The 12,854-nt window shown below is 72.0% G+C and carries 12 protein-coding genes and 2 tRNA genes; 11 read left to right on the top strand and 3 right to left on the bottom strand.

Annotated features, from left to right (window positions below):
- The first annotated feature begins 225 nt into the window (after positions 1-225).
- The gene (locus ACZ6Z8_RS08205) at positions 226-858 is read left to right on the top strand and encodes a mycothiol-dependent nitroreductase Rv2466c family protein (protein WP_465607422.1); all 633 of its coding nucleotides are present in this window, start codon (positions 226-228) and stop codon (positions 856-858) included.
- Positions 859-938: 80 nt separating this feature from the next.
- Here ACZ6Z8_RS08205 and ACZ6Z8_RS08200 read toward each other — a convergent pair whose 3' ends face one another.
- Positions 939-2,351 carry an amino acid permease gene (locus ACZ6Z8_RS08200; protein ID WP_465607421.1) on the bottom strand — a complete coding sequence of 471 codons (1,413 nt, stop codon included), beginning with the start codon at positions 2,349-2,351 and terminating at the stop codon, positions 939-941.
- 267 nt (positions 2,352-2,618) lie between these two features.
- Between ACZ6Z8_RS08200 and ACZ6Z8_RS08195 the strand changes: the two genes are divergently transcribed.
- From ACZ6Z8_RS08195 to ACZ6Z8_RS08180, 4 genes are all read left to right on the top strand, one after another.
- Positions 2,619-3,218, top strand: a complete 600-nt coding sequence (locus ACZ6Z8_RS08195) for a biotin transporter BioY (protein WP_465607419.1) — start codon at positions 2,619-2,621, stop codon at positions 3,216-3,218.
- A gap of 53 nt (positions 3,219-3,271) precedes the next feature.
- Positions 3,272-3,757, top strand: a complete 486-nt coding sequence (locus ACZ6Z8_RS08190) for a ribose-5-phosphate isomerase (protein WP_030283744.1) — start codon at positions 3,272-3,274, stop codon at positions 3,755-3,757.
- 297 nt (positions 3,758-4,054) lie between these two features.
- Complete coding sequence (locus ACZ6Z8_RS08185; RefSeq protein ID WP_465607417.1) at positions 4,055-5,284, top strand: PP2C family protein-serine/threonine phosphatase; 1,230 nt, start codon at positions 4,055-4,057, stop codon at positions 5,282-5,284.
- A gap of 475 nt (positions 5,285-5,759) precedes the next feature.
- A complete protein-coding gene (locus ACZ6Z8_RS08180; RefSeq protein ID WP_391489868.1) occupies positions 5,760-5,957 on the top strand; it encodes a hypothetical protein in 198 nt (65 codons plus the stop codon).
- Positions 5,958-6,028: 71 nt separating this feature from the next.
- Here the strand turns inward: ACZ6Z8_RS08180 and ACZ6Z8_RS08175 are convergent, their stop codons facing one another.
- Entirely contained in the window at positions 6,029-6,823 is a 795-nt protein-coding gene (locus tag ACZ6Z8_RS08175) for a DUF6348 family protein (RefSeq protein ID WP_465607415.1), read from the bottom strand.
- Between the two features lie 190 nt (positions 6,824-7,013).
- On the opposite strand from ACZ6Z8_RS08175, the gene ACZ6Z8_RS08170 reads away from it, so the two are divergent.
- Positions 7,014-7,607 (top strand): DUF6197 family protein, encoded by a 594-nt coding sequence (locus tag ACZ6Z8_RS08170; protein WP_465607413.1) that lies wholly within the window; start codon positions 7,014-7,016, stop codon positions 7,605-7,607.
- 50 nt (positions 7,608-7,657) lie between these two features.
- Here ACZ6Z8_RS08170 and ACZ6Z8_RS08165 read toward each other — a convergent pair.
- Positions 7,658-7,728 (bottom strand) — tRNA-Gly (locus tag ACZ6Z8_RS08165).
- A 158-nt stretch (positions 7,729-7,886) separates the two neighbouring features.
- Here ACZ6Z8_RS08165 and ACZ6Z8_RS08160 point away from each other — a divergent pair.
- From ACZ6Z8_RS08160 to clpX, 5 genes are all read left to right on the top strand, one after another.
- Positions 7,887-7,960: transfer RNA gene (locus ACZ6Z8_RS08160), tRNA-Pro, on the top strand.
- A gap of 293 nt (positions 7,961-8,253) precedes the next feature.
- Complete coding sequence (tig, locus tag ACZ6Z8_RS08155) at positions 8,254-9,645, top strand: trigger factor (RefSeq protein WP_465607411.1); 1,392 nt, start codon at positions 8,254-8,256, stop codon at positions 9,643-9,645.
- A gap of 269 nt (positions 9,646-9,914) precedes the next feature.
- Positions 9,915-10,532 (top strand): ATP-dependent Clp protease proteolytic subunit, encoded by a 618-nt coding sequence (locus tag ACZ6Z8_RS08150; RefSeq protein WP_046386806.1) that lies wholly within the window; start codon positions 9,915-9,917, stop codon positions 10,530-10,532.
- Positions 10,533-10,588: 56 nt separating this feature from the next.
- Entirely contained in the window at positions 10,589-11,251 is a 663-nt protein-coding gene (locus ACZ6Z8_RS08145; protein ID WP_030283759.1) for an ATP-dependent Clp protease proteolytic subunit, read from the top strand.
- Positions 11,252-11,498: 247 nt separating this feature from the next.
- Entirely contained in the window at positions 11,499-12,788 is a 1,290-nt protein-coding gene (clpX, locus tag ACZ6Z8_RS08140) for an ATP-dependent Clp protease ATP-binding subunit ClpX (RefSeq protein ID WP_030283761.1), read from the top strand.
- The last annotated feature ends 66 nt before the right edge of the window (positions 12,789-12,854 follow it).

Below are 12,854 nucleotides of genomic sequence, written 5' to 3'. Positions count from 1 at the left end.
GCGGTACTCCTTTGTCCGGCTCGCACGGTGGTGCGCGTGTGGGTGGTGCGGGTCCGCGCGCGGTGTGCATCGCGCACGCAGGGGCATCCTTTCACGGGCTCCCCGGCCGGTACCATTGCACAGGCCGCCGCGCCAGGGCCGGAATCAGCGGCGGCGCGCGGGTGTTGGGGTTCGGATGGGGCCGTGCCCCGCCGCCTCGGAACACCTCACGAAGGACGAGACCCAGTGACGACTGCCGCTGAGCGCAAGACCGCCGACTTCTGGTTCGACCCGGCCTGCCCGTGGGCCTGGATGACGTCCCGCTGGCTGATCGAGGTCCAGCAGCTGCGCCCGGTCGACGTGAACTGGCACGTGATGAGCCTGTCGGTGCTCAACGAGCACCGTGACCTGCCGCAGAACTACCGCGAGCTGCTGGACAACGCCTGGGGCGCGGTGCGGGTGTGCATCGCGGCCGCCCAGCAGCACGGCGAGGAGGTGCTGGGCCGCCTGTACACCGAGCTGGGCCTGCGCTTCCACAACCAGGGCCTGCCGCAGAACCGGGAGACGGTCCAGGCCGCCCTGGCGGCCGCGGGCCTGCCCGTCGAGCTGGCGGACGCGGCGGACACCGACGCGTACGACGAGGCCCTGCGCGCCTCCCACAAGGAGGGCATCACCCTGGTCGGCGAGGACGTCGGCACCCCGGTGATCGCGGTCGAGGGCGCGGACGGCGAGCGGGTCGCCTTCTTCGGCCCGGTGGTCACCCCGGCGCCCAAGGGCGAGGCGGCGGCCCGGCTGTGGGACGGCACCCTGCTGGTGGCCTCCACCCCGGGCTTCTACGAGATCAAGCGGACCCGTACGGCGGGCCCGTCCTTCGAGTAGGCCCGCGGGCAGGCCCGGACGGACGCGGAAGGGGCCCGGCACCACTCGGTGCCGGGCCCCTTCCGCGTTCCCCGCCGGGTTCAGCCCGCGGCCGCGTCCCGGCGCTGCTTGAACAGGCCGGCCGTGATGAGCAGGGCGACCAGCACGCCGGCCGCGTACAGCTGCTGGCGGTTGCCCTCGGTGGTGGTCATCAGGGCGAGGATGCCGGCGACCGCGGCCATGGCGGCCCAGGTCAGGTACGGGTAGCCCCACATCTTCACGGTGATCAGCTCGGGCGCCTCGCGCTCCAGCCGGCGGCGCATCCGCAGCTGGACGATGCAGATGAACAGCCAGACCACCAGGATCGCGACGCCGGTGGTGTTCATCAGCCAGGTGAACACGGTGGCGGGCCAGAACTTGGCGGCCAGCACGGCGCCGAAGCCGAACAGGCAGGAGACCAGCACGGCCCGGCGCGGCACCCCGCCGCTGACCTTGGCCAGCGCCTTGGGGCCCTGGCCGCGGCCGACCAGCGAGTACGCCATCCGGGAGGCGCCGTAGATGTTGGCGTTCATCGCGGACAGCAGCGCGACCAGGACCACCACCTCCATGATCGTCCCGGCCCCGGGGACCCCGAGGTGGCGCAGCACCGTGACGTACGGGCCGTCGGCGACGACCGCCGGGTCCTTCCAGGAGACCAGGGTGACCACCAGGGCCATCGAGCCGATGTAGAAGATCGCGATCCGCCACACCGCCGTGCGCACCGCGTTGGCGACGTTGCGCTTGGGGTCGTCGGACTCGGCCGCGGCGATGGTCACGGTCTCCAGGCCGCCGTACGCGAAGACCGAGGCCAGCAGGCCGACGATCAGTCCGCTGACGCCGTTGGGCAGGAAGCCGCCGTGGCCGGTGAGGTTGGTGGCGCCGGGGGCGCCGGGGCCGATCACGCCGGCGATGCCGAGCCCGCCGAGGACCAGGAAGGTGACGATCGCGGCGACCTTCACGGCGGCGAACCAGAACTCGAACTCGCCGAAGTTCTTCACCGCGGTCAGGTTGCTCGCGCAGAAGAAGACCATGAACAGGCCGACCCAGACCCAGGAGGAGACCCCGGGTATCCAGCCGTTGACGATCTTCCCGGCGGCGGTGGCCTCCGCGGCGACGCCGCAGCAGAGCATCACCCAGTACATCCAGCCCGCCGTGATCCCGGCCCAGGGGCCGATCTCCTTCTCGGCGTGGACCGAGAAGGACCCGGAGGCCGGGCGGGCGGCGGACATCTCGCCGAGCATCCGCATGATCAGCATGACCAGGAGGCCGGAGAGGGTGAAGGCGAGGATGATCGCCGGGCCGGCGGCGGCGATGCCCGCGCCGGAGCCCACGAACAGGCCGGCGCCGATGACGCCGCCGAGGGCGATCATCGACAGGTGGCGCTGCTTGAGCCCGTGGCTGAGCTGTTGGCCGCCGGGCGCCTGCGGGGTGCTGTCGGTGGTCCCGGGCGCCGGGGGCGCGGGGGTGGGGGCCATAGGGCTGGATCCAGACTGTGCGGAATGCGGCATGAGTTGTCCAATATCCGGGGGCCCCACCATTCATGCCAACGACGACGGCCTCGCGACCATCATGCGGACCGCCCGGTGACGGTACGCGACGGTAGATTGACGGAGCGTCGTTCGGCGCCGGTTCCGACAACGGCCGGGGGCGGGGCTTTGTCCGAAACCGTGGCGGCGGCGCAGTGGATCACCACGTAGGTTCACAGGTGTTCACTCACCTGGATCCTTACCGAGGAGCCCCCGATGGCCACTGCCACCACCCCGATAGCGCGCCGCGCCGTCCTCGCCGACCTGCTGCCCACCGCCTCCACCCGCCTCGGAGCCCAGACCCGCGACCTGGCCCTGGTGGTCGGCGGCGCCGCGCTGACCGGCGTGGCCGCCCAGCTGTCGGTGAACGTCCCCGGCTCGCCGGTGCCGGTCACCGGCCAGACCTTCGCCGCCCTCCTGGTCGGCACCGCGCTCGGCGCCCGCCGCGGCGCCGCCTCGCTGGCGCTCTACCTGCTGGCCGGCATGGCGGGCCTGCCCTGGTTCGCCGAGGGCACCTCCGGCTGGGCCATGCCCTCCTTCGGCTACGTGCTCGGCTTCGTCCTCGCGGCCGCCCTGACCGGCGCGCTGGCCCGCCGAGGCGCCGACCGCACCCCGGTGAACACCGCCGTCACCATGGTCCTCGGCAGCCTGGCCATCTACGCGGTCGGCGTCCCGTACCTGGCCCTCACCCTGCACGTGTCGCCGGCCCGCGCCGCCGAGCTGGGCCTCTACCCGTACCTGGTCGGCGACGCGCTCAAGGCCGCCTTCGCGGCCGGCGCCCTGCCGCTCGCCTGGAAGCTGCTCGGCCGGCGCTGACACCGGCGCCCCCGTTGTCGGGCCCGGGCACGCCCCCGTGCCACACTCATGGCATGCGCGTGTACCTGGGCTCCGACCATGCCGGATACGAACTGAAGAACCACCTGGTGGAGTGGCTGAAGGGGGCCGGCCACGAGCCGGTCGACTGCGGGCCGCACATCTACGACGCCGAGGACGACTACCCGCCGTTCTGCCTGCGCGCCGCCGAGCGCACCGCCGCCGACGAGGACGCCCTGGGCATCGTGATCGGCGGCTCGGGCAACGGCGAGGCGATCGCCGCCAACAAGGTCAAGGGCGTCCGTGCGGCGCTGGCCTGGAGCGTGCAGACCGCCGAGCTCGGCCGTCAGCACAACAACGCCAACGTGATCTCCATCGGCGGGCGGATGCACACGGTCGAGGAGGCCACCAAGTTCGTCGAGGTCTTCCTCAACACCCCCTACAGCGGCGAGGCCCGGCACACCCGCCGGATCGAGATGCTGAGCGAGTACGAGACCACCGGCGAGCTCCCGCCGATCCCGGCCCACCACCCCCAGGGCTGACCCCGCCACCCACCACCCACCGACGGCCGGCCGCACCTCCGTGCGGCCGGCCGCCGTCGTCCGCGGCCCCGCGCCGCCTGTGGGATCGGCCACAGGCCCCGGCGCACCCGCATCCGCGCGCGCGGGGCGCACGCTCCGCCCGCAGGCTCCGTACGCCCCAACCCCCGCACGCCTCCTGACGCCGTGCCTGCCACCGGCCCGATCGGCCGAAACCCGCCGAGCGGCCCGCGCGCCCGCGCCGCCGCCCGCCCCCGGGCCGTCGACGCCGGGCCGCACCCGTGGATAGGGTCGGACCCCATGGCTGGCAGACCGCCGGGCGCACCGCCCCAGACGACTGCGACGAGGCCCGGCCCCGCCCCGGCGGCGTCCGAGCCCGTGACGGCCCGGCTGCGCAAGAGGCTCCGCCGGGTCCGCCGAAGGCTGCGCACGGCCGGGGTCGACTACTTCCGCGGCGGCGCCGCCGACTGGCCGGTGCTCTGCGCGCTGGCCCTGCTCGTCCCGCTGATGATCCTGCTCAACATCTGGATCCCCGACTGGGCCCCGCCCACCGCCCTGGTCCTGCCGATCCTGGCCGGCGCGCTGCTGCTGCGCCCCGGCAGCCTGGTGGTGCTCTACGCGCTGGCCGCCCTCGGGCTGTCTGCCGAGTCCGTGATCCACACCGGCCAGCGGGTCGCCAGCGAGAACCCCGAGGCCTACGTCTACGGCGTGACCCCCGGCGCGGCCCTGGTGGTCGGTGCCGCCGGGGTGGGCGGCCTGCTGCTGGCCCAGTTCCGGGCCCGGGTCGGCGTCCCCTGGTGGGGCGGCTCCACCATGCTGTTCGACCTGCGCGAGCGGCTGCGGGTGCAGAGCCGGGTGCCGCGGCTGCCGGCCGGCTGGCACGCGGACATGGCGCTGCGCCCGGCCGGCGGCCAGTCCTTCTCCGGCGACTTCGTGGTGGCCGCCCGCACCGGCCCCGGCCAGCGGCTGCTGGAGGTGGTCCTCGCGGACGTCTCCGGCAAGGGCATGGACGCGGGCTCGCGGGCGCTGCTGCTGTCCGGCGCCTTCGGCGGCCTGGTCGGCTCGCTGCCCGCGCACGACTTCCTGCCCGCCGCCAACGGCTACCTGCTGCGCCAGTCCTGGGAGGAGGGCTTCGCCACCGCCGTCCACCTGGTGCTCGACCTGGACACCGGCGAGTACGAACTGCTCTCGGCCGGGCACCTGCCGGGCATGCAGCGCCTGGCCGGCGCCGGGCGCTGGGAGGTCAAGGAGGCCGAGGGCCCGCTGCTCGGCATCTACGACGGCGCCAAGTTCGAGGGCGTGCGCGGGCGGCTGAACCGGGGCGACGTGCTGATGCTGTGCACCGACGGCATGGTCGAGGCGCCCGGGCGGGACCTCGCCGAGGGCATGGACCGGCTGATGGGGGAGGCTGACCGGCTGGTCCCCGGCGGCGCCCCGGGCAGCGGCGCGGGCGCGGCGGCCGCGCTGATCGAGACGGTGGCCCGGGACATCAACGACGACCGCGCCGTCCTCCTGCTCTGGCGCGACTGAGGTGCCGGCGCCCGCGGCACATGCCGCGGGCAGCCGCTGTCAAGCCAGGCAGCTGATCTTCGGCCATATCGGACGCCCCGTCGGCTGACCGGACCAGCGGCTTCCGGTCCCCGCTCCCGGGCGCGTCCCGGCCGCTCAGCACCGCCCCGCCGACGATTCGTCAGGGCGGCTCCGCTATCGTCCCGGTCGGCGGAAACTCGCCCCGCACCGCAGGATGTCGGCGCTGGGCGACGGTCAGACCTTTACGCAATCGGCACGGTCGACCACACTGAGTCCGGGCGGGAATGTTCAGGATTCGGGGGATGGGGGGCGACACGTGCGACACACCACACGGCTGGCCGACGCGGGCCCCCTCACCGGCGCTGTGCCGGACGGTCCGCGATTCCGCCTCGGGACCGTCGGACAGGCCGGGGTCCGGCTTCGCAGGTGCCGCCGGGCGGCGGCGCCACGCTATGAAACGAGGAAGTGAGTCCGGGTGGCACTCTCCGTCTCCGCGCTGGTCCTGTTCGCGATCCTGTGCGTCATCTTCATCCGGAACAAGCAGATGAAGATCCCGCACGCGATCGTCGCCGCCCTGTTCGGCTTCATGCTGCACGAGACAACGATGGCGACCTCGATCAACTCGCTGCTGGCCAACCTGGCGCACAGCATCTCCAGCATCACCGGAGGCTGACCGGGCCGGGCCGGGCCGACGGTCGGCCCCGCGCGCCCCTCGACCTGGGGCGGGCGGGTGAGCGACTGCCGCTACCGGCCGGCCCGCCTGGCCTTCCGCCAGCGAGCGAACAGACCCCGGGGGCGCGCCGCCGCCGGGGCCGGGGCACGTACCGGCAAGGGTGCCGCGGCACCCGCCGGCGCGCCCGCGACCGGTGCTGCCCGCTCCTTGGTCAGCAGCACGAACAGCCGCGCCCAGCACAGCCGTTCGCCGCGCGGCCAGTCCAGCGCGCGCAGCGCCGCGGAGGCCGCCTCCGACACCTCGCCGCCCACCCGGACCTCGGCGACGTCGTCGCCCGCCTTCCCACCCAGGAAGAGCTTCACCCCGACCGGCCCCGGGCCGGCCAGCTCCCGGCGCAGCGCGGGCGCCAGGGCGGGCAGCACCCGGTGTTCGGCGAGCCAGGCCGCCAAGTGCTCGTTGCCGAAGCCGAACACTGCCGCCGGCCCCTGCACGGCCCGCCAGCCGGGGAGTTCGGGCACGTGCGGGCGGTCGGCGTGCACCCCGCGCCCCTCCGCCAGCTCGACCAGCACCGAGGCGGTGGTGGTGGCCCACATCTTCACCGCGTTCGCGAGCTTCTCCTCCTCGGTCTTGCCGAGGCCGGCCGCGCAGTCCCACACCACCGGTGCGTCCGCCCGGCCCAGTTGCAGCACGAAGCCGAGGTCCACGTGCCCGGCGCCGCCGTCGTCCCCGGGGTGCTCGCGCACGGCGACCGCCGTGGTGCCCGGTCCGCGCACCACCTCGCCGTCCCGACGGAAGACCTGGCCCAGCCGCGCCATCTCCAGGACCACACAGCGCTGTATGACGGCCAGTCGCTCCTGCGGACGCACCGGGACTCCTCCACCTCGGGAGCGCGGCGCGTGAGGTCGCGCTCGAACTGCGCTCGAACGCCGCCGAGGCTATCGGCCCGACCGCCGTGCGGGAAACCGCGCGCGCAGTCCGAATCTCCGGTCGCGGAAATGTCCCGAATGCCCCACTTTGGGGAGCGGAAACCGAAGGCCGTCCGCCTGGAGAGCCCGCATGCCCCGCCCCACCCCGACACCCCGTCCCGCCCCGACCCCGCGTCCCACCCCGATCCTGCGTTCCGCCCCGACACCCCCTCCCGCCTTCCCGCTCGCCCCGGACGGCTCCGGCCTGGTCGCCGAGATCGAGGCCTACCTCGCCTCGCTGCCCGCCCCCGCCCGCACCCCCGGGCCGTACGTCTGCCCGTACGGGAGCACCCCGAGCCCCTGGCACGCCGGCCACCCGGCGCCCCGGGCCACCCTGCTCGACCGGGCGCTGCGCCGCCCCGCCCGGCCCGTCCCGGTCACCGCCGCCGACCACCTGCGGCTCGCCTCCCGCTACATCGGCGCCCACGGATGGCTGCAGGGCGCGATGTGGGACGGCGCCGGCCGGGTCTGCCTGCTCGGCGCCCAGGCGGCCGTGCTGGCGTACGGCTACGGCACCCCGGCGACCGTGCGCACCGCGCGGGTCCAGCTGATGGAGGTGCTGCACGCCACCGGCCGCCCGGCGCGCTCCCCGGACGAGTACAACGACCGCCCGACCACCCGGGAGGGCGACGTGCACCAGCTGCTCGACCGGGCCGCCGCCCGGGCCGCCCGGCTCGGGCTCTGAGAACGACGGCGGCCCCGGTGCGCTGGGCGCACCGGGGCCGGCCTGTTCGGAGCGGGCGACGAGAATCGAACTCGCGTGACTAGTTTGGAAGACTAGGGCTCTACCATTGAGCTACGCCCGCGCGAACCCCCCAGCCGTGTCCGGCCGGAAGTTCGGGAGACAGCGTACCTGCTCCGGCCGCTCCCGTGCACACCGCGTTCCCCGCGATCCCTCTTCCGCGTGCCCCGAATAAGTCGGCGAGCCGTGCAGGCCCGGCGTGTACGCTTCCTCTCGGCACCACGGGGTGTGGCGCAGTTTGGTAGCGCGTCCGCTTTGGGAGCGGAAGGCCGTCGGTTCGAATCCGGTCACCCCGACAGTGCGGCAGGGTCTCGCCCACCGGGGCGGGGCCCTGTTCTGTTGGGGCGGTACGGTGGCGTCTGGCGTCCGCCTTTCGTGGTACCGGTAGGATGGGGCGCTGGCGGTAGTCCCTGTGGCGTCCACCCAGGTCAACCGCACGAGGGCGAGGAGTCAAGCTCACCGTCCACCCACACGGGAGATGCAGCTCCAACCGCCCATCGCCCGTCTCGCCCGACCCATCCGTACCGGCCCCGCCGACGCGGGGGACGGGCGGAGGCAACCTGACCGCAAGCCCATAGGAGACCTAACCGTGAAGAGCGCCGTCGAGACTCTGAACCCGACCCGGGTTCGACTCACCGTCGAGGTGCCCTTCGAGGAGCTCAAGCCCAGCCTCGACGCGGCGTACAAGAAGATCAACCAGCAGGTCACGGTTCCGGGCTTCCGCAAGGGCAAGATCCCGGCTCGCGTCATCGACCAGCGCTTCGGCCGTGGTGCCGTGCTGGAGGAGGCCGTCAACGACGCCCTGCCGCGCTTCTACACGCAGGCCGTCGACGAGGGCAAGATCGAGGTCCTCGGCCAGCCCGACATCACCAACATCGAGGGTGTCGAGAAGATCGCCGACGGCGGTGACCTGAAGTTCACCGCCGAGGTGGACATCCGTCCCGAGATCACCCTGCCGGAGTTCTCCTCCATCGAGGTGACGGTCGACCCGATCGCCGTCTCCGACGAGGACATCGAGAAGTCGCTGGAGCAGCTGCGCGAGCGCTTCTCCTCGGTCAAGGACGTCGAGCGCGCCGCGGCCGCCGGCGACATCGTGGTCGTCGACCTCGTCGCCAAGGTCGACGGTGAGGTGCCGGAGGACGGCACCGCCACCGGCGTCAGCTACGAGATCGGCTCGGGCCGCCTCATCGACGGCATCGACGAGGCCGTGACCGGCCTGTCCGCCGGCGAGGAGAAGACCTTCGAGACCGAGCTCAAGGGTGGCACCCAGGCCGGCAAGACCTCCGAGGTCACCGTCACCGTCACGGCCGTCCAGGAGAAGGAGCTGCCGGAGCTGGACGACGAGTTCGCCCAGCTGGCCAGCGAGTTCGACACCCTGGAGGACCTGCGTGCCGACTCCCGCAAGCGCCTGGAGCGCATGAAGGAGTACGACCAGGCCACCCAGGCCCAGGAGAAGGTCCTCGACGCCCTGCTCGCGCTGGTTGAGATCGAGTACCCCGAGAAGCTCCTGAAGGACGAGATCGAGACCCGCAAGCACAACGTCGAGCACCACCAGCTGGAGCCGATGGGCCTCAACCTCGACACCTACCTGGAGACCCAGGGCAAGACCCGCGAGGAGTGGGACGCGGAGATCGAGGAGCAGGCGAAGAAGGGCATCAAGACCCAGTTCGTCCTGGACCAGATCGTCGCCAACGAGGAGCTGGGTGTTAACCAGGAGGAGCTCACCGAGCACCTCATCCGCCGCGCCGCCGGCTCCGGCCTCACCCCGGACCAGTTCGCCCAGCAGGTCGTCCAGGGCGGCCAGGTTCCGCTGCTGGTCGGCGAGGTCGCCCGCGGCAAGGCGCTGGCCACCGTGGTCGAGGCCGCCAAGGTCGTCGACACCGAGGGCAACGAGATCAACTTCGACGACGACGAGGACGAGACGGCCGAGACCGTCGACGCCCCGGCCGAGGAGAAGGCCGAGGAGGGCACCGAGGCCTGAGTGCCCCCGGTAGCCCCCTGAGGCGACACAGCGGGCCCGGACGCCGTACGGTGTCCGGGCCCGCCGTCGTCCCACCGCGCGCGGCGCGACCCTGCGCTCACAGCGAACAGTTCTGCGTGAGGGATTCTGCGGCCGGGCCTGCGCGTTAGGGTCCTTGGACAGCAACAATCACAACGTGATACCCGGAAGCTGTGCGACACCGTGAGAGCCGTGGAGCGGCCCTCCAAATCGACTGAGCAGGTGGCTAAGTGACGTTCCCGCAGATGCAGATGCCTGGCCCGATGGCGCCGCACGCCGCCGCTGGTGACGTGCTCGGCGGCCTTGGCGACCAGGTCTACAACCGGCTGCTCAACGAGCGGATCATCTTCCTCGGCCAGCAGGTCGACGACGACATCGCCAACAAGATCACCGCCCAGCTGCTGCTGCTGGCCGCGGACCCCGAGAAGGACATCTTCCTCTACATCAACTCCCCGGGTGGCTCGATCTCGGCGGGCATGGCGATCTACGACACCATGCAGTACATCAAGAACGACGTCGTCACCATCGCCATGGGCATGGCCGCCTCGATGGGCCAGTTCCTGCTGACCGCCGGCGCCAAGGGCAAGCGCTTCTCGCTGCCGAACGCCAACATCCTCATGCACCAGCCCTCCGCGGGCCTCGGCGGCTCCGCCACCGACATCCGCATCCAGGCCGAGCAGCTGCTCCGCACCAAGAAGCGGATGTCCGAGCTGATCGCCTTCCACAGCGGCCAGTCCTTCGAGCAGATCACCCGGGACTCCGACCGCGACCGCTGGTTCACCCCGGAGGAGGCCCTGGAGTACGGCCTCATCGACGCGATCATGCACAGCGCCGCGGATGTCCCCGGCGGCGGCGGCACGGGCGCCTGAGCCTCGGCCCGGCCCACGAGACCACAGCCACAACGCCCCGGAGGACAAGAACCCCCATGAACATCCCCAGCCTGTCGGCCGCCAAGGCCCGCGTCGAGGACATGCGCGCCGAGGGCCGCTACATCGTCCCGCGCTTCGTCGAGCGCACCACGCAGGGCATCCGCGAGTACGACCCGTACGCCAAGCTGTTCGAGGAGCGCATCATCTTCCTCGGCTCGCAGGTGGACGACGTCTCGGCGAACGACATCATGGCGCAGCTGCTGTGCCTGGAGTCGATGGACCCGGACCGCGAGATCCAGATGTACATCAACTCGCCCGGCGGCTCGTTCACGGCCCTGACGGCCATCTACGACACCATGCAGTACGTCAAGCCGGACATCACCACGGTCTGCATGGGCCAGGCGGCCTCCGCCGCGGCCGTGCTGCTCGCCGCCGGCACCCCCGGCAAGCGGATGGCGCTGCCGAACGCCCGCATCCTGATCCACCAGCCGTACACCGAGACCGGCCGCGGCCAGGTGTCCGACCTGGAGATCCAGGCCAAGGAGATCTTCCGGATGCGCGAGCAGCTGGAGGAGATGCTCTCCAAGCACTCCAACAAGTCGGTGGAGCAGGTGCGCGACGACATCGAGCGCGACAAGATCCTGACCGCCGAGGAGGCCGTCGAGTACGGCCTGGTCGACCAGATCATCTCCACCCGCAAGACCTCGCTGACCTCCTGAGGCCGGCACCGACGGGGCGGGGCGCGCACCCGGTTGCGCGCCCCGCCCCGGCCCGTCGGCGGGTTCTGCCACGGCATCTGTTCGGTATCAATTCGCCCAGGGCGTAGGGCAGACCCGGCGAAGAGGACGGAATCACGGGCCCGGCAGAGTACCGTCGGATAGCGAGACCGAGCGCCGTCGGCGCGGACGGTCCACAGCACCAGGCCCCGGAACCCCCGCGGGGCCCCTGGCGAAGGGGAAGCACCTCGTGGCACGCATCGGAGACGGTGGCGACCTGCTCAAGTGCTCGTTCTGCGGCAAGTCGCAGAAGCAGGTGAAGAAGCTGATCGCCGGCCCAGGCGTGTACATCTGCGACGAGTGCATCGACCTGTGCAACGAGATCATCGAGGAGGAACTCGCCGAGACCTCCGAGGTCCGCTTCGAGGAGCTCCCGAAGCCGCGTGAGATCTACGAGTTCCTGGACCAGTACGTGGTCGGCCAGGACCTCGCCAAGAAGGCGCTGTCGGTGGCCGTCTACAACCACTACAAGCGCGTCCAGGCGGGCGAGGCGGGGCGCAGCGGCGGCAACGGCCGCGAGGACGCCATCGAGCTGGCCAAGTCGAACATCCTGCTGCTGGGCCCCACCGGCTCCGGCAAGACGCTGCTGGCGCAGACCCTGGCCCGGATGCTGAACGTGCCGTTCGCGATCGCGGACGCCACCGCGCTGACCGAGGCCGGCTACGTCGGCGAGGACGTCGAGAACATCCTGCTCAAGCTGATCCAGGCGGCCGACTACGACGTCAAGAAGGCCGAGACCGGGATCATCTACATCGACGAGATCGACAAGGTCGCGCGCAAGAGCGAGAACCCGTCGATCACCCGTGACGTCTCCGGCGAGGGCGTGCAGCAGGCGCTGCTGAAGATCCTGGAGGGCACCACCGCCTCGGTGCCGCCGCAGGGCGGGCGCAAGCACCCGCACCAGGAGTTCATCCAGATCGACACCACCAACGTGCTGTTCATCGTCGGCGGCGCGTTCGCCGGCCTGGAGCGGATCATCGAGGGCCGCGCGGGTGCCAAGGGCATCGGCTTCGGCGCCAACATCCGTTCCAAGAGGGAGTCGGACGCCAGCGACCACTTCCGTCAGGTGATGCCCGAGGACCTGGTGAAGTTCGGCATGATCCCCGAGTTCATCGGCCGTCTGCCGGTGATCACCAGCGTGCACAACCTCGACCGCGAGGCGCTGCTGCAGATCCTCACCGAGCCGAAGAACGCGCTGGTCAAGCAGTACCGCAAGCTCTTCGAACTGGACGGCGTGGAGCTGGAGTTCTCCCGGGACGCGCTGGAGGCGATCGCCGACCAGGCGATCCTGCGCGGCACCGGCGCGCGCGGTCTGCGGGCCATCATGGAGGAGGTGCTGATGTCCGTGATGTACGAGGTCCCCTCGCGCCAGGACGTCGCCCGCGTGGTGGTCACCGGGGACGTCGTCTCCAAGCACGCGATCCCGACCCTGGTCCCGCGCGACATGATCAAGCGCGAGCGGCGCGACAAGAGCGCCTGACGCCCGCAGGACGTATGGCAGGGGCCCCGCACCGGATCCGGTGCGGGGCCCCTGCCATACGCCGTG

It is taken from the genome of Kitasatospora sp. NPDC101108 (assembly GCF_055584725.1).
The sequence above is the reverse complement of the archived record's forward strand: the minus strand, read 5'-3'. Positions and strand labels throughout refer to the sequence as shown.